The 18,985-nt window shown below is 64.5% G+C and carries 17 protein-coding genes; 14 read left to right on the plus strand and 3 right to left on the minus strand.

All coding sequences use genetic code 11. The features are described from left to right. The first annotated feature begins 172 nt into the window (after positions 1–172). Entirely contained in the window at positions 173–1,276 is a 1,104-nt protein-coding gene (gene truD, locus ABQU90_RS05110) for a tRNA pseudouridine(13) synthase TruD (protein ID WP_115527599.1), read from the plus strand. A gap of 814 nt (positions 1,277–2,090) precedes the next feature. On the opposite strand, the gene ABQU90_RS05115 is transcribed toward truD, so the two are convergent. After that, positions 2,091–2,630, minus strand: coding sequence for a Smr/MutS family protein (locus ABQU90_RS05115; RefSeq protein ID WP_323516971.1), 540 nt, complete (start codon positions 2,628–2,630; stop codon positions 2,091–2,093). A gap of 99 nt (positions 2,631–2,729) precedes the next feature. On the opposite strand from ABQU90_RS05115, the gene surE reads away from it, so the two are divergent. The 4 genes from surE to ABQU90_RS05135 are packed head-to-tail and all read left to right on the plus strand — an operon-like array spanning position 2,730 to position 5,592. Next, positions 2,730–3,509 carry a 5'/3'-nucleotidase SurE gene (gene surE / locus ABQU90_RS05120; protein ID WP_055844314.1) on the plus strand — a complete coding sequence of 260 codons (780 nt, stop codon included), beginning with the start codon at positions 2,730–2,732 and terminating at the stop codon, positions 3,507–3,509. Further along, positions 3,506–4,186 carry a protein-L-isoaspartate(D-aspartate) O-methyltransferase gene (locus ABQU90_RS05125; protein ID WP_055844310.1) on the plus strand — a complete coding sequence of 227 codons (681 nt, stop codon included), beginning with the start codon at positions 3,506–3,508 and terminating at the stop codon, positions 4,184–4,186. Before surE ends, ABQU90_RS05125 begins: the two co-directional genes overlap by 4 nt. Positions 4,187–4,204: 18 nt before the next feature. Next, positions 4,205–4,819, plus strand: coding sequence for a YqaA family protein (locus tag ABQU90_RS05130; protein ID WP_323522164.1), 615 nt, complete (start codon positions 4,205–4,207; stop codon positions 4,817–4,819). Continuing rightward, the gene (locus ABQU90_RS05135; RefSeq protein WP_323522165.1) at positions 4,816–5,592 is read left to right on the plus strand and encodes a peptidoglycan DD-metalloendopeptidase family protein; all 777 of its coding nucleotides are present in this window, start codon (positions 4,816–4,818) and stop codon (positions 5,590–5,592) included. Before ABQU90_RS05130 ends, ABQU90_RS05135 begins: the two co-directional genes overlap by 4 nt. 210 nt (positions 5,593–5,802) lie before the next feature. Here ABQU90_RS05135 and ABQU90_RS05140 read toward each other — a convergent pair whose 3' ends face one another. Both ABQU90_RS05140 and yhbY read right to left on the minus strand, forming a co-directional pair. Continuing rightward, positions 5,803–6,177: an Mth938-like domain-containing protein gene (locus ABQU90_RS05140; protein WP_115527603.1), complete on the minus strand. Its 375-nt coding sequence runs from the start codon at positions 6,175–6,177 to the stop codon at positions 5,803–5,805. A gap of 15 nt (positions 6,178–6,192) precedes the next feature. Continuing rightward, the gene (gene yhbY / locus ABQU90_RS05145; protein ID WP_055844291.1) at positions 6,193–6,498 is read right to left on the minus strand and encodes a ribosome assembly RNA-binding protein YhbY; all 306 of its coding nucleotides are present in this window, start codon (positions 6,496–6,498) and stop codon (positions 6,193–6,195) included. Between the two features lie 66 nt (positions 6,499–6,564). On the opposite strand from yhbY, the gene rlmE reads away from it, so the two are divergent. The 9 genes from rlmE (at position 6,565) to ubiB (ending at position 18,952) form a co-directional block, all read left to right on the plus strand. After that, on the plus strand, positions 6,565–7,197 hold the full coding sequence (gene rlmE, locus ABQU90_RS05150) for a 23S rRNA (uridine(2552)-2'-O)-methyltransferase RlmE (protein WP_055844288.1): 633 nt from the start codon (positions 6,565–6,567) through the stop codon (positions 7,195–7,197). 60 nt (positions 7,198–7,257) lie between these two features. Then, a complete protein-coding gene (gene ftsH / locus ABQU90_RS05155; protein ID WP_055844285.1) occupies positions 7,258–9,198 on the plus strand; it encodes an ATP-dependent zinc metalloprotease FtsH in 1,941 nt (646 codons plus the stop codon). A 409-nt stretch (positions 9,199–9,607) separates the two neighbouring features. After that, positions 9,608–10,510 (plus strand): dihydropteroate synthase, encoded by a 903-nt coding sequence (folP, locus tag ABQU90_RS05160; protein WP_323522166.1) that lies wholly within the window; start codon positions 9,608–9,610, stop codon positions 10,508–10,510. Next, positions 10,510–11,493: a tRNA (adenosine(37)-N6)-dimethylallyltransferase MiaA gene (gene miaA / locus ABQU90_RS05165; protein ID WP_323522167.1), complete on the plus strand. Its 984-nt coding sequence runs from the start codon at positions 10,510–10,512 to the stop codon at positions 11,491–11,493. Before folP ends, miaA begins: the two co-directional genes overlap by 1 nt. Before the next feature lie 77 nt (positions 11,494–11,570). Further along, positions 11,571–11,849 (plus strand): RNA chaperone Hfq, encoded by a 279-nt coding sequence (gene hfq / locus ABQU90_RS05170; RefSeq protein ID WP_005915027.1) that lies wholly within the window; start codon positions 11,571–11,573, stop codon positions 11,847–11,849. Positions 11,850–11,860: 11 nt separating this feature from the next. Beyond that, the gene (gene hflX / locus ABQU90_RS05175; protein ID WP_115511951.1) at positions 11,861–13,180 is read left to right on the plus strand and encodes a ribosome rescue GTPase HflX; all 1,320 of its coding nucleotides are present in this window, start codon (positions 11,861–11,863) and stop codon (positions 13,178–13,180) included. 374 nt (positions 13,181–13,554) lie between these two features. Further along, complete coding sequence (locus tag ABQU90_RS05180; RefSeq protein WP_005992383.1) at positions 13,555–14,049, plus strand: CinA family protein; 495 nt, start codon at positions 13,555–13,557, stop codon at positions 14,047–14,049. Between the two features lie 254 nt (positions 14,050–14,303). Further along, positions 14,304–16,838, plus strand: a complete 2,535-nt coding sequence (locus ABQU90_RS05185; protein WP_323522168.1) for a TonB-dependent receptor — start codon at positions 14,304–14,306, stop codon at positions 16,836–16,838. 437 nt (positions 16,839–17,275) lie between these two features. Continuing rightward, a complete protein-coding gene (gene ubiB, locus ABQU90_RS05190; RefSeq protein WP_055844268.1) occupies positions 17,276–18,952 on the plus strand; it encodes a 2-polyprenylphenol 6-hydroxylase in 1,677 nt (558 codons plus the stop codon). Positions 18,953–18,985: the final 33 nt, after the last annotated feature.

Consider the following 18,985-nt stretch of genomic DNA (forward strand, 5'->3'; position numbering starts at 1 on the left):
GTACATGCCGCACCGAGTACCGGCCGCATCCGGCTGGCGATGAGCGCCGTGGTTTTGTTAGCTGCTCTACAACGCACTCCTGCATGCCGGGTTTTTGGCATGCACCACGACATTCCGCGCCGAGAGCTCGGCAAACAGCGCACGATCCGTCGGCGCGAAGGCGAACCACAGCATGAGCGAGACCTCCTCCCTTCCGCGCGCGCATGGCGCAGCGGTCCTCAGCGCGGCAATGCGCAGCACGCCGGAAGATTTCCAGGTCGATGAGCTGCCGTCGTTCGAGCCCTCGGGCGAAGGCGAGCATCTGTTGCTCACCATTCGCAAGCGTGGGCAGAACACGGCTTACATCGCTAAACACCTTGCGAAATGGGCGGGCATCGCGGAGATGGGCGTCAGCTATGCAGGGCTGAAGGATCGCCATGCAGTGACCACGCAACGTTTCAGTGTGCACCTGCCCAAGCGCATCGCGCCGGACCTTGCAACGCTCGACGATGCGCAGATGCAGGTGGTCCACAGCGCCTGGCATAACCGCAAGCTGCAGCGCGGCGCGCTGCTGGGCAATCGCTTCGTGCTGACGTTGCGTCAGGTGCAGGGCGAGCGCGACGCCATCGAGCAACGCTTGCAGGCAATCGCCGCGCGCGGCATCCCCAACTGGTTTGGCGAACAGCGCTTCGGTCGCGATGGCGGCAATGTGGCGTCTGCGCTGGCGATGTTCGGTTACCTGCAAGAGGCCGACGGCACGCTGGTGCCGGCCCCCAAGCGCCGTCTGCGTAACGATCAACGCTCGATCCTGCTATCTGCGGCGCGCTCGTCGCTGTTCAATCGCGTGCTGAGCGCACGTGTGGAGCAGGGCAGCTGGGATGCGGCGCTGGATGGCGAAGCGTGGATGCTGGATGGCTCGCGTAGCGTATTCGGCCCCGAGCCGTGGAGCGAGGTGTTGGCCGAGCGGCTGGCACGCTTCGACATCCATCCGAGCGGTCCGCTGTGGGGCGTGGGCGAACTGCGTCCCACCGCTCAGGCCGCTGCGGTGGAGCAGGGCGCGTTAGCGGATTCGCAATCGGAGGCATTGCGCCAGGGACTGGAAGCTGCCGAATTGAAACAGGAGCGCCGCGCGCTGCGCCTGCGTCCGCAAGAGCTGCAGTATCGCTGGCTGGACGAGCAGACCTTGCAGGTGGAATTCGCGCTGCCACCGGGCTGCTACGCCACTGCAGTGCTGTGGGAGTTGGGGGAAGTCAGCGATGCGGGTCGTGCAGCGGCAACCAGTCGTTCCGACGACTGAGCGTGCTCAATCAAAGCACCCTATGCCGCAGATGCCAGGCCCCACGCAGCCATCCGTCTCGTAGGAGCGGCCCCGGCCGCGACCTGCACCACCGATCGCTTGTCAGCCGCACGCAAGCGCGGTTGCAAGCGAAGCAGCTATCCGGCGCAGCGAATACTCGGGAATGAAGGCGACTGAGCGGATCAAGCACGCCGTCTGCTGACACACGCACAAAAACGAGTCCCGTTCTCGTAGGAGCGGCCCCGGCCGCGACCCGCACGACCGATCGCTTGTCAGCCGCACGCAAGCGCGGCTACAGGCGAAGCAGCTATCCGGCCCAGCGAATACTCGGGAATGAAGGCGACTGAGCGGATCAAGCAAGCCGTCCGCTGACACACGCACAACAGCGAGTCCCGTTCTCGTAGGAGCGGCCCCGGCCGCGACCCGCACGACCGATCGCTTGTCAGCCGCACGCAAGCACGGTTGCAAGCGAAGCAGTTATCCGGCGCAGCGAATACTCGGGAATGAAGGCGGCTGAGCGGATCAAGCAAGCCGTCTGCTGCCGCACGCACAACAACGAGCTCCGTTCTCGTAGGAGCGGCCCCGGCCGCGACCCGCACCACCGATCGCTTGTCAGCCGCACGGAAGCACGGTTGCAAGCGAAGCAGCCTCTCCGGCGCAGCGAATGCTCGGAAGTGAAGACTAATGCTCGGGACTGACTATGGGTGGCGCAACGCAAGCGTCAGGCTGCATGCGCATAGACCGCAACTCATCCCAACACGGCGTCTGCCTGTCAGGCAGCAAACACACCCGCACCTACCCACGCATCAGCCCACTATCGCCGCGCCAACAACACCAATAACGCACCGGTGCCGCCTTGCGTCGGCGGCGCCGAATGAAATGCCAGCACATCGTTGCGCTGGCGCAGCAGGCGGTCCATCAGGTTCTTCAGCACTGGCGCGCCATTGTCCGATTGCAGGCCCTTGCCATGGATGATGCGCACGCAGCCATGTTCGTGCGCATGCGCATCCAGCAGGAACTGCCGCAGCAACACCTCGGCCTGGGCTGCGGTGGCGCCATGCAGATCCAGCTCGTCCTGCACCGAAAATTGCCCGCGCTTGAGGCGTTGAAACAAACGAGTGGGAAGATTCTCGCGACGATAACTAGCCGTGTCGCCGGCTTCCAGCGGTGCGCTGTCGCGTAGCAATCGGGCGAATTCGGTGTGCGCTTGCGCCTCGTCGCGCTCGGCCATGCGCGCGCGGGGTTTTGGGCGCGGTTTGGCATTGGCCGGCGGCGCCACTTCGCGGATCGGCTTCACCGCGCCGATCGCCGCGCGGAACAGCGCGCTGTCGTCTTCGTCTTCAGGATGTGACATCGGTACAGCGTAACCGGTCCAACCTCAGACACACGCGAAGATCAAGCGGCAAGCGCATGGACGCATCCGGTATCATGGCCGGGTTTTCCGAGGAGTCTCATGCGCGTACTGGTTAGCAACGACGACGGTGTCGACGCCCCCGGCATCCAGATCCTGGCCGAGGCGCTGCGGCATGCCGGTCATGAAGTGATGGTAGTCGCGCCCGATCGCGACCGCTCCGGCGCCAGCAATTCGCTGACGCTGGATGTGCCGATCCGCACCCGCCGCATCGACGCGCAAACCTGCGCGGTGGCCGGCACGCCCACCGACTGCGTGCATCTGGCGCTCACCGGCATGCTGGATTACGACCCGGACATCGTGGTCTCCGGCATCAACAACTCGGCCAATCTCGGCGACGACGTGATCTATTCCGGCACCGTCTCTGCTGCGATGGAGGGCCGCTTCCTGGGCCTGCCCGCGGTGGCGGTGTCGCTGGTGACGCATAACCACGAAGCCCATCACTACGACACCGCCGCGCGCGCCGCAGTGGAAATCGTCGCGCGGCTGAAGGCCGACCCATTGCCGGCCGATACCATCCTCAACGTCAATGTGCCGGATCTGGCCTGGTCGGATGTGCTCGGTTTCGAAGTCACCCGGCTCGGCAACCGGCATCGCTCCGAGCCCTGCGTGCCGCAGCAAGACCCGCGCGGCCGCACCGTGTATTGGATCGGCCCGGCCGGTCCGGAACAGGACGCCGGCGCCGGCACCGATTTCCATGCCGTGCGCACCGGGCATATCTCGATCACGCCGATCCATGTCGATCTCACCCGCTACCAGGCGCTGGAGACGGTGGCCGGCTGGGTCGGCGGGCTGACCGCTGCGCTGGACGGCCCGGCATGACGCCGAGGCTGCGCATGCTGCAACCGGAATCGGTCGGCATCGGCATGACCTCGCAGCGGGTGCGCGACCGTCTGGTCGAGCGCCTGCGCGAGGCCGGCATCCAGGACGAAGCCACGCTCAACGCCATGCGCACTGTCCCGCGGCATCTGTTCATCGACGAAGCGCTGGCCTCGCGTGCCTACGAAGACACCGCGCTGCCGATTGGCCACGGCCAGACCATCTCGCAGCCCTGGGTGGTCGCGCGCATGACCGAGGCCGTGCTGCAGGTGGCGCCGACCAAGGTGCTGGAAGTCGGCACCGGCTCCGGCTATCAGGGCGCGATCCTCGCCGCGCTGGGTCTGGAGGTCTATACCGTCGAGCGCATCGGCGACCTGCTGCGGCAGGCGCGCAAACGCTTTCGCCATCTCGGCATGAACGTGCGCAGCAAGCACGACGACGGCCGCATCGGCTGGCCCGAGCACGGCCCGTACGATGCCATCGTGGTCACTGCTGCAGCGCCGGCTTTGGTAGATGCGCTGGTCGATCAGCTCGCGGTCGGTGGGCGCCTGGTGGCCCCGGTTGGCGGCGCGTCCTCGCAGTCGCTGGTGCAGCTCACCCGCGCTGCCGACGGCGAGATCGAGCAACAGGTTCTGGCGCCGGTCACGTTCGTCCCGCTGTTGTCGGGCATGCTGGATTGATCTGATGAGAGTGACTCGATGAAGATTTTCGGGCCGTTGTACGACGTGGCCATCCGTTGGTCGCGCCACCGCCGCGCGCCAGCGCTGCTGACCGGCCTCAGCTTCGTGGAGGGCTTCATCTTTCCGGTGCCGCCGGAAGTGATGCTGGCGCCGATGTCGCTTGCCGAGCCCAAGCGCTCGTTATGGTTCGCCACCTTGAGCCTGGTGGGCTCGGTGTGCGGCGCAATGGTCGGCTATCTGCTGGGGCATTTCGCCTTCGCCGCGCTGCAGCCGCTGATCGAATGGCTGGGCTGGAGCGTGAAGATCCAGGCCCAGATCGAAACCTTGCGCGCGCTGGTGGCGGAGTCGCCGTGGAAGGCGTTCTGGGCACTGGTGCTGGTCGGTTTCACGCCGATCCCGCTGAAGATCTTTACCTGGGCCTCGGGCGTGGTCGGCGTGCCGATCCTGCCCTTTATCGCCAGCATGCTGGTCGGGCGCGGCAAACGCGTCTATCTGGTCGCCGGCGCGATCCGCCTCGGCGGCGCACGGGCCGAAGCGGCGCTGCATCGCTGGATCGAGCCGCTGGGCTGGATCGCGATGGCGGTGCTTGCAGCAGGCGCAGCTTGGCTGGTGTGGAAGACAACGAACGGATGAGCAAGACGCAGATGAATTCGGTACGCAAGACAGCAGTCGTGCTCGTAGTGGCAATCGGGCTGACCGCCTGCAGCAGCGCGACAGTGGTGCGTTCCCCTAGCGCCGGTGGCGGTTCGTCATCCTCGCGACCGTCTGCAGCGCCACGGCCGTCGGTGCCGCGCCCCGGTGCGACGGTGACCGTGCAGCGCGGCGACACCCTGTATGCGATTTCTCGCCGCACCAATATCACCGCGCCGGATCTGGCCGCGTGGAACGGCCTGTCCTCGCCCAACACCATCTATCCCGGCCAGACCTTGAAGCTGTATCCGCCCGGTACCAGCAAGCCGGGAGCAAGCGCGCCGGTGGCTGGCACGGTGGTGCCGCCGCGTCCGGCCACGCCGGTCGCCGCGCCTGTCAGTAGCGGCTTTTCCTGGCGTTGGCCCGCCGACGGCGTGGTGGTCGGTACCTTCGTGACCGGCGAAACCACCAAGCAGGGCGTGGACATCGCCGGCGCCAGCGGCCAGGCCGTGCGCGCAGCCGCCGATGGCGTGGTGGTGTATTCGGGCGCCGGCTTGGTCGGCTATGGCGAGCTGATCATCATCAAGCACAACGACCAGTGGTTGTCGGCATACGGCCACAACCGCAAGCGTCTGCTCAACGAAGGCCAGAGCGTCAAGGCCGGACAGCAGATCGCCGAGATGGGCCGCAGCGGCGCCGCCCGCGACATGCTGCACTTCGAGATTCGCTACAACGGCAAGCCGGTCGATCCGTTGCTGTATTTGCCCCGGAAGTGATTGGGGAGTTGGGATTGGGGATTCGTAACAGCCTGGGGCTGTTGGCGCTGCGGGATGGGCTGGATCGCCGCGCTAAGGCCGGCTGATTGTGGAGTTGGGGGAATTTTCGCTTGACAGTGAAGCCTGCGAAAACACGCTTTCCCGATTCCCGATTCCCGATTCCCGATTCCCGATTCCCGATTCCCGATTCCCGATTCCCGACCCAACCAATCAGCCAGGCAAGACCATCGCCAGCGCCACCCGGCGGCCTTCGCTGGCCAGCACGTTGTAGGTGCGCGCCGCAGCGGCATTGGTCATCGCTTCCAGCCCGATGCCGCGGGTCAGGCAGGCGGCAAGCACCTGTGCGTTCGGAAAGCGCTGGCGCTCGCCGGTGCCCAGCAGGATGACCGCCGGCGTCAGCGCCAGCACCGCATCCATGTGGCTTGCCTGCAGGTGTTCCAGATCCTGCACTGGCCAGCGTTCCACCAACTCATCCGGCATCAGGATGAAACTCTGCTGCAGGATCTGCTCGTTGACCTTGGCATGGCGGCCGTCGGCCGCGCGCAGCGCGTAGGCGTAATCGGGGTGTTCTTGGCTTAAAGGCATAACAGACTCGGTTGATCAGCCGCGCGGCAGCACGATCTGACGCTTTTCCTTGCTGGGGCGGTACAGGATGGCGACGTGGCCGATCCGCTGCACCAGGGCGCTACCGGTTTGCCCCACCAGTTCGGCGATCAGCGCGTCACGGGTCTCACGATCCTCGGAGGCCACCTTCACCTTGATCAGTTCGTGGCGCTCGAGCACTTCCTCGAGTTCGGCCAGAAATGCTGGCGTGACCCCTTTGCCGCCGGTTTGCAGCAGCGCCTTGAGATCGTGGGCCTGGCCGCGCAGGAAACGGTTCTGGGCGGAGGTGAGAACAATGGACATGCAGGATCGAAAGGCAGCAAAGGGTGTTCAGGGTATCATGGCGGCCCGTTCGGACCCCCGTTGCCAATGCCTTCCCGTAGTAAAAGCAGCCAGCGCTGGCTCAAGGAACACTTCGCCGACCCTTACGTGAAGAAGGCTCAGGCCGAAGGCATGCGCTCGCGTGCCGCCTACAAGCTGGAGGAATTGCTCCAGCGCGATCGCCTGCTCAAGCCGGACATGGTGGTGGTCGATCTGGGCGCCGCGCCCGGTGGCTGGTGCCAGCAGGTGCGCAGGTCGCTCGGCGACACCGGCCGGGTGCTGGCGCTGGATATCCTGGAGATGCCCCCGCTGGCCGGGGTGGAGTTCCTTCATGGCGACTTCAGGGAACAAGCCGTCCTATCGGAATTTGAAGCGATGTTGGGCGATGTGCCGGTGGACCTTGTTCTGTCCGATATGGCCCCCAATAAGAGTGGCATGGATGCGGTCGACCAACCGCGGATGATGCACCTGGCGGAACTGGCGATGGAATTTGCCGACACCCACCTCAAGCCGGGTGGGGCGTTTTTGATCAAGCTGTTCCAGGGTGTTGGGTCCGACGACTACATTCGCGAGCTTCGCCGCCGCTATGACAAGGTGACGATTCGCAAACCGGCGGCCTCGCGCAAGCGATCCCCGGAAGTTTATGCGCTCGGTCAGGGCAAGCGTGCCCAGATCAAGTAAGCTGCCAATGATCGCTGAATTTCAAGAATAGAAGAGTAGAGGGCACCGGAGCCAATGAGGATGAACGACTTGACCAAGAATCTGCTGCTGTGGGTGGTCGTCGCGGTTGTGCTGATGGTCGTCTTCCAGAGCTTCTCGCCGCGGATGGCGGGCGGCGTCGGCCCCGACTCGATCACCTATACCCAGTTTCTGAAAGAAGTGGACTCCGGGCGCGTCAAATCGGTGGACTACACCGATGAGACCAACCTCGCGGTCAACGCGATCCGCTTCAAGCGTACCGACGGCAGCGAAGCCACCGTCTACGGTCCGCGCGACGACAAGCTGGTCGACGTGCTGTATAGCAAGAACATCGAAATGACCCGCCAGAAGCCGTCCACCGGACCGGGTTTCTGGTCGCTGGTGCTCAACTTCCTGCCGGTCATCCTGATCATCGGCTTCTGGCTGTTCATCATGCGCCAGATGCAGGGCGGTGGTGGCGGTGCCAAGGGTGCGATGAGCTTCGGTAAGTCGCGGGCCAAGCTGCAGGGCGAGGACCAGGTCAAGATCACCTTTGCCGACGTTGCCGGTTGCGACGAGGCCAAGGAAGAAGTCGGCGAGCTGGTCGACTTCCTGCGCGACCCGACCAAGTTCACCAAGCTGGGCGGCAAGATTCCGCGCGGCGTGTTGATGGTCGGCCCGCCGGGTACCGGTAAGACCCTGCTCGCCAAGGCGATTGCAGGCGAAGCCAAGGTGCCGTTCTTCAGTATTTCCGGTTCGGATTTCGTCGAAATGTTCGTTGGCGTCGGTGCGAGCCGCGTGCGCGACATGTTCGAGCAGGCCAAGAAGCACGCGCCGTGCATCATCTTCATCGACGAAATCGATGCAGTGGGTCGTCATCGCGGCGCCGGTCTCGGCGGCGGGCATGACGAGCGCGAGCAGACCTTGAACCAGTTGCTGGTCGAAATGGACGGCTTTGAAGGCGGCGAAGGCGTGATCGTGATCGCGGCTACCAACCGTCCCGACGTGCTGGATCCGGCACTGCTGCGTCCGGGCCGTTTCGACCGCCAGGTCGTGGTGGGGCTGCCGGACGTCAAGGGTCGCGAGCAAATCCTGCGCGTGCATATGCGCAAGCTGCCGCTGGCCGATGACGTGGTGCCGATGGTCATCGCACGCGGTACCCCGGGCTTCTCCGGTGCCGACTTGGCCAATCTCTGTAATGAGGCCGCATTGTTTGCGGCGCGCGGCAGCGAGAAGGAGGTCCGCATGGACCACTTCGACCGTGCCCGCGACAAGATCCTGATGGGCGCCGAACGCCGTTCGATGGCCATGAGCGAAGACGAGAAGACGCTGACCGCGTACCACGAAGCGGGCCATGCCATCGTCGGGCGGCTGGTGCCGGAGCACGACCCGGTCTACAAGGTCACCATCATTCCGCGCGGCCGCGCACTTGGTGTGACCATGTATCTGCCGGAAGGCGACCGTTATTCGATGAACCGTGTCGCGATCGAATCGCAGCTGTGTTCGCTGTATGGCGGCCGTGTTGCCGAAGAGCTGATCTTCGGTGGCGACAAGGTCACCACCGGTGCGTCCAACGATATCGAGCGTGCGACCAAGATGGCGCGCAACATGGTCACCAAGTGGGGCTTGTCCGACGAGCTTGGCCCGGTCGCTTATGGCGAGGAAGAGGATGAGGTGTTCCTGGGTCGCTCCGTGACTCAGCACAAGAATGTCTCGGACGAAACCGCGCGCAAGATCGACGAAGTCGTGCGTTCGATCCTGGACAAGGCCTACGGCAAGACCAAAGCCATCCTCACCGAGAACCTGGACAAGCTGCACGCGATGTCGCAATTGCTGCTGCAGTACGAAACCATCGACGTGCCGCAGATCGACGCCATCATGGAAGGCCGCGAGCCGCCGCCGCCGGCCGGTTGGGCCAAGTCCGACAAGGACGGTGGCAACAACAACGATAAGGGCAGCCCGCGTCCGTTGCCGCCAATTGCAGGACCGGCCGAGCAGATCTAAGTCAGGCGCTTGCAGTTGCAGATATCCAGCGGGGCCAGGAAGCGATTCCTGGCCCCGCTGCGTTGTGCTGTTTGGAGACGGTGAGCGATCGGCAGACGGCGAGCGATGAAGCGCATTGCGTTCCAGTCTCCGATGCAACCGAAGCTGCATTCCAGTGTGGGCGCAGCCCTGAGTTCTCCACGCACAGGGTGCGACGCGGGGCGGGCTGCGCGACAATGGCAAACGCTCCCTGCAACAAGCAGACGACCCTGCATCAAGCCGAATCCGTTAGCCTCAGCCGTTCCCCGGGTGCGCGTCCTCGCTGCAGTCGGTAGCGATTGTCTGCCGATAGCCAAATCGGCAGGCGCTGTCCGCTCACGCCGCACCGGCTCAGATCACCCTCTCTCACTCGCTTCAGGAGAAACCACTGATGTTCGATACCGCCCTCAAGCTGGATTGCGCTGGTCGCAGCTTGCGACTGGATGCGCCGCAGGTGATGGGGATCGTCAACGTCACGCCGGACTCGTTTTCCGATGGCGGCCAGCACGCGACCTGCGAGGCAGCGATCGCGCACGGGCTGCGGCTGGTGGAGCAGGGCGCTGCAGTGCTAGACATCGGCGGCGAATCCACCCGTCCCGGTGCCACGGCGGTATCGCTGGAAGACGAATTGCAGCGTGTGATCCCGGTGATCGAGGCATTGGTGCAGCAGACCAGCGTGCCGATCAGCGTGGACACCTTCAAACCGGAGGTGATGCGCGCAGCGGTCGCTGCCGGTGCCGGCATGATCAACGATGTCTACGCGTTGCGTTCGCCGGGCGCGCTGGACGCAGCATCGGAACTGGGCGTGCCGGTGGTGCTGATGCACGCACGCAGCTCACCGCATGCGATGCAGGACGCGCCGCAGTACGACGACGTGGTGGCGGAGGTGCATCGTTTCCTGGCCGAGCGCATTTTTGCCGCCGAGATGGCCGGCATCGACAAGCGCCGGTTGATCCTCGACCCGGGCTTCGGCTTCGACAAGACTACGGCGCATAACCTGACCGTGCTTGCGCAGTTGCAGCGCCTGCAGGAGTTCGGCTTACCGGTGCTGGCGGGGCTGTCGCGTAAACGCAGCATCGGCGAATTGACCGGGCGCGAAGTTGCCGCCGAGCGGGTGTATGGCTCGGTCGCGGCGCATCTGATCGCCGCGCAACACGGTGCCTTGTTGCTGCGCGTGCACGATGTGGCGGCGACCGTGGATGCCTTGAAGGTCTGGAACGCGGTGGCGGCGATTCCTACCCCGCGGGTCAGTGCGCCGGCGGCGCCGACCATTCGCTGGCCGGACGAGGACTGATGCCGGCCGACCGACGCCCGCTGGCGATCGCCTTGATGGGCCCCACCGCCAGCGGCAAGACTGCGCTGGCCCTGGAGGCGGCGGAACGCTGGAACGGGGAGATCGTCAGCGTCGATTCGGCTCTGGTCTACCGCGGCCTGGAGATCGGTGCGGCCAAGCCCGATGCCGCGATGCGCGCCGCAGTACCGCACCATCTGCTCGACCTGCGCGACCCCTGGCAGATTTATTCGGCCGCTGAGTTCGCCGCCGATGCACGCAAGGCGATCGACAACATCGTTGCGCGCGGCAAGTTGCCGATCCTTGCCGGCGGCACCGGGCTGTATTTCCGTGCCGTGCTCGAAGGGCTGTCGCAATTGCCCGAAGCCGATCCGACCGTGCGCGCCGCAATCGCCGCCGAGGCCGAACAGATAGGCTGGGCCGCATTGCATGCGCAACTGGCGCAGGTCGACCCGATCGCTGCGGCGCGCATCCATGCCACCGACCCGCAGCGCATCCAGCGTGCGCTGGAGGTGTACCGCCTCAGCGGGCGGCCGATCAGCTATTGGCAGGCGCTCCCGTCAGGGCCGCGCCTGCCGCTGCGGGTCTTGAAAATCGTGCTGGCGCCGCAAGATAGAGCGGTGCTGCACACACGCATCGCGCAGCGCCTGGACGCGATGCTGGCGCAGGATTTCCTGGCCGAAGTGGAGCGATTGCGGGAGTTGCCGCAGATGCGCGCCGTGGCTGCGCCGCTGGATTTGCCGGCAGTGCGCGCGGTCGGGTATCGCCAGGCCTGGGACTATCTGGACGGCGCCGGCAGCTTGGCCGAGTTCCGCGACAAGGCGATCCAGGCGACCCGGCAACTGGCCAAACGGCAGCTCACCTGGCTGCGTGGCGAGCTCGACACACGTTGGTTTGACCCAGAGCGTGATCGGCATCAATTGGACGACGCACTTGTCGGCTTCCTCGCTCATCGTTCCACTGTGCAGCAGGCTTCAGGCGTGTAACATCCCGTTTCCGGGGCCGGCTGGGGATAGCAGGTGTCGACCGGGACAATAAGAACAATAATGAAGAGGATTTTTCGATGGCTAAGGGGCAATCGTTGCAGGACCCATTCCTGAATGCGCTACGGCGCGAGCGGGTGCCGGTCTCTGTGTATCTGGTCAACGGCATCAAGCTGCAGGGCACCATCGAGTCGTTCGACCAATTTGTGGTCCTGCTGCGCAACACCGTGAGTCAGATGGTTTACAAGCACGCCATCTCCACGGTCGTGCCGGCGCGCAACGTGCGCGTGGGGCCGGGTGGTGGGTATGTGCAATCCAATGAAGGTAATCAAGCGGAAGATGACGACGTCGAGCAGTAATGGAGTAACGCGTGTTTGATCGTTCCCGCAAGGGTGAGCACGCGCTGTTGATTCAGACCCATGCAGGTGGGCCTGCCGAAGACGATGTGCTGGAGGAGTTCGCCGACCTTGCAAGGTCGGCGGGCGCCACGGTGGCGGCAACGCTCACCGCGCGCATCGACAAACCCAGCCCGTCGACCTTGATCGGCAGCGGTAAGCTGGAAGAGATCAAGGCCGCCGCTGAGGCGACTGGCGCAGATCTGGTCTTGGTCAACCACACTTTGTCGCCGGGTCAGGAGCGCAATCTGGAGCGCTACCTGGAGCGGCGCGTGATCGACCGTACCGGCCTGATCCTGGACATCTTTGCGCAACGCGCGCGTAGCCACGAAGGCAAGCTGCAGGTGGAACTTGCCCAGCTGCGGCATATGGCCACACGGCTGGTACGCGGCTGGACCCACCTGGAGCGTCAGCGCGGCGGTGCGATTGGTCTGCGCGGCCCCGGCGAAACCCAGCTGGAAACCGACCGCCGCCTGCTGCAGAAGCGTGTGGAGCAGTTGCAGCAGCGCTTGGAAAAAGTCGAGGTGCAGCGCACTCAGATGCGCCGTGCGCGGATGCGCAGCGAATTGCCGCGCATTGCATTGGTCGGCTACACCAACGCGGGCAAGTCGACGCTGTTCAATGCATTGACCGGTGCGCAAGCCTATGTGGCGGATCAATTGTTCGCCACGCTGGACCCCACCGTGCGCCGCATCGCATTGCCAGGCGGCAGTGCGATTCTTGCCGATACGGTGGGCTTCGTCCGCGATTTGCCGCACCAATTGGTTGCTGCCTTCCGTTCGACGTTGTCCGAAGCGCGCGACGCCGATTTGTTGTTGCACATCGTCGATGCCGCCGACCCGCTGCGCGAAGAACGCATCCTGCAAGTCGATGAAGTGTTGCAGGCGGTGGGCGCTGGCGATCTGCCGCAGCTGCTGGTGTTCAACAAGATCGACAAGATTGACGGTGCCGAAGTTCGTCACGATGCGCAGGACGGCATTCCGGATCAGGCGCGGCGCGAACGCGTGTGGGTGTCGGCGCGCGACGGGCGTGGCTTGCAGGAACTGCAGCACGCACTCGGTCAACGCCTGGATCTGCGTCATCTGACCGGACAGCTGCGCTTGCCGTCGTCGGCCGGCCGCCTGCGCTCCAAGCTGCATCAGCTGGAAGTGGTGCGCAACGAGCAGTCCGACGAGGACGGTTGGTTGCTGGAAGTCGATCTGCCGATGGTCGAAGCCGAACGGCTTGCCGCCGGAGATGACGGCGCGCCGTTGCGCGCAATGCTGCCGGACCGTCGGGAAGACTGGGAAACCTGACGCGGCATTCGACGGGGCTGGCCGCAGTCAGCTGCGCGCCAGCTGCAGATTGCAGGCCCCGTTCACCCATCGCAGGCGTCACCACGCACGGGCTGCCGCGTCCCGATGCATGTCGGTGCGGACCGTCAGGTCCGCCGTGACTTCAGTGTCGTGTGCGCTCCCTGGATTGACCATCTGTTGCTGCGCAGATCAGCGGGAAACAGTCACCTACGTGCGATGTCAGGCTGCAGCTCCATCAGCGGCGTCCCGCACTGCGTGGGCACTTGCCGAAACAGGCGGGCGGTCCAAACACCGATCGCTGACCAGGCAGCTGGCGCAAGACAGCGCGGGCAAATTCGGATAAAAGTGACCGTTGTTCAATCCTGACCCCCGCAATGACGTCTCCCACTGATCACGATCTTCTGCAGCTCGCCGAGTCGCTGAGCGCCCAATTACGCGCGGCGCGCGAGCGGCTGGTGACCGCCGAGAGCTGTACCGGCGGCTGGATTGCCAAGGCAATGACCGACATTGCCGGTTCTTCGGACTGGTTCGATTGCGGCATGGTCGCTTACAGCTACGAGGCCAAACAGGCGCTGCTGCGGGTCAGGCCGCAGACGCTGGAGGTGCATGGCGCGGTCAGCCGAGAAACCGTGATCGAAATGGTATCCGGTGCATTGGTGACCTCCGGTGGCAGCATTGCCGTCGCCGTGACCGGCATCGCCGGCCCGGGCGGTGGCAGCGAAGACAAACCGGTGGGCACGGTGTGGATCGGATGGAAACGACGCGGCGGCTACGCCACGGCGCAGTTGTTCCAGTTCGACGGCGACCGCGATGCAGTCCGTCGGCAAACCGTAGTCGCGGCACTGCGTGGCTTGAGCGCGCTGCTATAGCGGACGTGCGGCAGCTGCTGCACTCACCGATGTTTCACCTCTGACATCCATGACATCCATCCGGCAGCGGTCAATGTGCGTGCCCACGCCGGGATCGCTCAAGTTCCACGGTGTAGCGCTAGAGTTCGCTAAGGGAGCGCCGTGTTCGGATTGATGTCCGTGCTCACTGCACGTTGGCGTTAACGTCTTTCTCACACGGCTCGTACCATCTGCTGCGCTTGCGCATGTACGCGTCTCTTCATCCGGGGAAGTTGATGAGCATCGAACGCTGCTATTGCACTGCACTTGCGCTTGCCGTTATCGCCGCAATTCAGACCCCGCTGTTGCATGCGCAAACGCAGGCAACTGCCGAGCACACCGAGCCGGCAACGCTGGCCGCGATGAAAGTCACCGCGCAAAAACGCGAAGAAGAACTGCAGGATGTGCCTGTGATCGTGTCGGTGCTGCCCGAGCAACTCCTGCTGGACACGGGCGTGAACGACATCAAGGATTTGCAGGTGCTGGTGCCCGGCTTGATCGTCACCAGTACGCAGAGTGCGGCACAGACCAGCATCCGCATTCGCGGCATCGGCACCGTGGGCGACAACGCGGGCCTGGAAGCCTCGGTCGGCGTGGTCATCGACGGTGTGGCGCGTGCGCGCAATGGTGTGGCGTTCTCCGATCTGGGCGAACTGGAGCGCATCGAAGTGCTCAAGGGCCCGCAGGGCACGGTATTTGGCAAGAACACCTCCGCTGGCGTCGTCAACGTGGTGACCCGGCGGCCCAGCTTCACGCGCAGTGCCGACGCAGAAATCACCGCCGGTAATTTTGGCGCATTCGGGCTGGCTGCTGCGTTCAATGACGCGGTGGGTGAAACCGCCGCGCTACGCGTCTACGCGGCAAAGCGTCGCCGCGATGGGTTTGAAGACGTGGTCACCGGTAACGGCCCGCGTACCGATACACGCGACGGCGATCAGAATCTTGAGACCGGACGCGTCCAGCTGCTCTGGGAGCCGTCTCACGATCTGGCGATCAACTTCTCTGCCGATGCCACCAACCGCGCGGAGAATTGCTGCGCCACCGTCACCACCGAACGGGGGCCGCTGGCGGCGGTCATGGATGCAGTCGCTCCGGGAGGTCAGGCGGGTATTCCCATTGCCGACCCGTCGCGCCGGCTGGCCTACAGCAATCGCGGCACCGTTCAGAACATTCGCGATCGCGGCGTATCCGCGCAGGTCGACTGGACTACGCCCTGGCTAAACGAGGCGACGCTGACATCCATCACCGCACTGCGCGACTGGACGGCGGTCAACGGCATGGACTTCGACTACAGCGCCGCCGATGTGCTGTACCGCGAGCCGCGCAAGGACGAGACGTTTACCGGCTTCAGAACCTTCAGTCAGGAGTTGCGCCTGGCCGGCTCCACCGAACGCGTGGACTGGATGATTGGCTTCTTCTATGCCGACGAAAGGCTGCGACGCAACGAGTCGTATCGCTTCGGAAGCGCGTACGAACCCTATCTTTCGACAGCGCTTCTGTCACGGATCAACCCGGCCTTGGCCACGCGTGCAGATGCACCGCGTTTTCTCGCCGATGCCACCGGCGTGCCGGCCGGTTCGCTGTTCCGCGGACTTGGTAGCCAGGATCGTTATCGTCAGGATGGCAAGAGCGTGGCGCTGTTCACCAACAACACCTGGCATGCGACCGATGCATTGGATGTGGTGATGGGTTTGCGCTACACGCACGAAAACAAGGTGCTGGCCTCGACCTACGACAATCCGGACGGCAGCCCGGCGTGCGCCAGTTATTTCGCTGCCAACGGGCAGTTGAATCCTGCGGCATTGCGCCGTATCGGCGCCGCCCTGGGTGCGCGTGGCGTGCCTGCCACGGCGGTACCGCTGATCGCGCCGCAGGTGATCGGATTCACCTGCCTGCCGTGGAGTAACGTGGCACACAACGGCCGCAGGACCCACCAGGAACTGACCGAGCGCGAATGGTCCGGGACCGTCAAATTGGCTTATCGCTGGAGCGACGAGGTGATGACATATGCCTCGGCCGCCCGTGGCTACAAGGCGGGCGGCTTCAATCTGGACCGGGTGCAGTCGGCCGATGGCCTGTCCAGCGGCGCGCAAGGAATCGTGCCGGTAGACGACACTGCGTTTCCCGGCGAGTTCGTCAACAGTTTTGAATTGGGTGCCAAGACCACCTGGATGGACGGCAATCTGCTGTTGAATGCGGCGCTGTTCTACCAGAACGTCAGCGATTTCCAGCTCAACAATTTTCTCGGCACCAGTTTCGTGGTTCGCTCCGTGCCTACCGTGATTTCGCAGGGAATCGACACCGAATTGCTCTGGCAAACCGGCGTGCGTGGCTTGATGCTGCAAGGTGGGCTCAGCTACACGGATACCACGTATGGTGATGACCGTTTGCCCGACGCCGATCTTGCGCTGTTGCCGGGTAGCCGCATGAGTTTCGCACCGCGTTGGTCGGGCAATCTGTCGGCTACCTACGAACGCCCGCTGGGCAATCAGCTGACGGCGCGTTTCAATCTGGGCGCCAAATACTCATCCGACTTCAACGCCGGCACCGACCTGGATCCGCAAAAGGTGCAGCCGGCCTACACCATCGTCAATGCCAGGGCCGGTATCGGCGCAGACGACAAGCGCTGGATGGTGGAAGCCTGGGCGGAGAATCTGGGCAACGAAACCTATCGTCAGGTTGTCATCGACGCGCCGCTGCAGGCCGGTTCCTGGAATGCATTTCTCGGCGCGCCGCGGACCTATGGGTTGACCTTGCGCCTTCGGTATTGAAGCCGCTGGGCCGCACTGCGTGTTGCGCGATCGACGCGTCAACTAGCACGCGCGGCACACTGTGCGCTAAGCCCGCAGCGGACAGAAGCGCGACAGCGGCGGAGAGATCGGCTACAAACTAGAGTCTCTTCGCCAACCTCTGTGCCGATGTTCGGGTTTTCCGCTGCTGTGTTCGATACGTTGCCATCCATCTTCATCCGGCGCAGTCCGCCTGGTGCGTCGCCGGTTATTGCTGCGCAGGTGCGCCGGCTTGCGCGACGTGAGGCGGGAAGTCACGCGGCTGTCTTGCCGGCACGTGATGCTGGTAGGCCTGTGGTCGTGGATCGGTCGCTTCGCGAGGCATCGCTATCGCACCGAGAGATCGCTCACGTTGGGGCCTGCGCGCAGGCGTGTAGCGAGCCAGCCACCCGTTTCGAACCTGCGCAGGCGGTGCACTGATGTGGGAAGCGCTTGGCACCGTGCGTGACCTGGGGCGTCTGCAGGAAATCGCCTCGGTCCTGATTCGATACGGCTTTGGCGATGTGGTGCGCCGCATCGGGCTGGCTGATGTGCTCGAACGTGCCGGCAGGTTGCTGCACTGGAACAACGCCGAGGGCCGCTTGCGGATGTCCGCCGCCATGCGTGTGCGTCGTGCGCTGGAGGAACTCGGGCCAACCTTCGTCAAGCTGGGGCAAGTGCTGGCGACGCGTGTCGACTTGCTGTCGCCGGAATGGATCGAAGAACTGAGCGAACTGCAAAATGCGGTTCCTGCATTGCCGTTCGAACAGATCCGGCCGCAATTGGTCGCCGCATTGGGCGCAGAGCCGGAAAGCGTGTTCGCGCGATTGGACGAACAACCGCTGGCCGCTGCATCGCTGGCGCAAACGCATCGCGCCTGGCTGGCCGACGGCACGCCGGTGGTCTTGAAGATCCGTCGTCCCGGCATCGGCGACACCATCGATGCGGATCTACGTCTGCTTGCGCGGCTGGCCGACATCGTCGAAACGCGCGCACCCGATCTCAAGCGCTATCGCCCGGCTGAAGTGGTGCAGCAATTCACTGTCTCGCTGCGGCGCGAGCTGGACTTCGCCGCCGAGTGTCGCAATGCCGAGCGCATCGCCGCCAACTTCGCGCACGACCCGCAGGTGGTGGTGCCCGCGGTGTATTGGCAGTGGACCTGCGAGTCGCTCAATGTGCAGGAGTTCATCGATGGCATCCCCGGGCGCGACATGGTGTCGGTCGATGCGGCGGGGCTGGATCGCAAGGCGCTTGCGCGCACGGGTGCCGGCATCGTGCTCAAGATGGTGCTGCAGGACGGCTGCTTCCACGCCGACCCGCATCCGGGAAATATTTTCTATCTGCGCGACGGTCGTATCGCCGTCATCGATTTCGGCATGGTGGGGCGTGTGTCCGAACAGCGCCGTTTCCAGGTCGCGCAGCTGCTGCACGGCATGGTCAGCTACGACGCCGAGGCGGTCATCGATGTGCTGCTGGAGTGGGCCGGCACCAGCCTGGATATCGACGAGGCGCGGCTGCAACAGGACATCGGTGCATTCGTCGACGAATACCGTGGCGTGCCGTTGAAAGAGCTACGCATCGGCGCGATGCTCGGCGACGTCACCGCCATCCTGCGCGATCACGGACTGACGCTGCCGTCGGATCTGGCGCTGATGATCAAGGCCTTTCTCACTCTCGAAGGGATGGGGCGCCAGCTGGATCCGGATTTCGACATGGCCACCGAAGCGCGGCCGTATCTGGAGCGCGTGGTGTTGCAGCGGTACGCACCCAGCGCCATGTTGCGCCGCAGTCGACGCACCGTGACCGGCGCGATCGATCTGATCGGCGATCTGCCACGCGATCTCAAGCGTCTGATCCAGGCCGCACGGCGCGGCAAGTTGCAGCTGCACGTGGAAACGCGCGCCCTGCGCGAGTTTGGCGAGCAGGTCGACCGCGCCGCCAATCGGCTCACCATGGGCATCGTGACCGCTGCCCTGGTGATCGGTTCGTCGATCGTCATGAACAGCGTCGGCGGGAGCGCCAGTCGCTGGCTGCTGGCGCTGGGCGTTGGCGGATTTATCGGTGCCGGCTTGTGCGGCATCTGGATCCTGTTTTCGATCTGGCGCAGCCGGCGCTAGCGATCGGCAGGGCTGCCGGCCTTCTCGACAGGG

Source organism: Xanthomonas sp. WHRI 10207, assembly GCF_040202975.1.
GTDB lineage: Bacteria > Pseudomonadota > Gammaproteobacteria > Xanthomonadales > Xanthomonadaceae > Xanthomonas.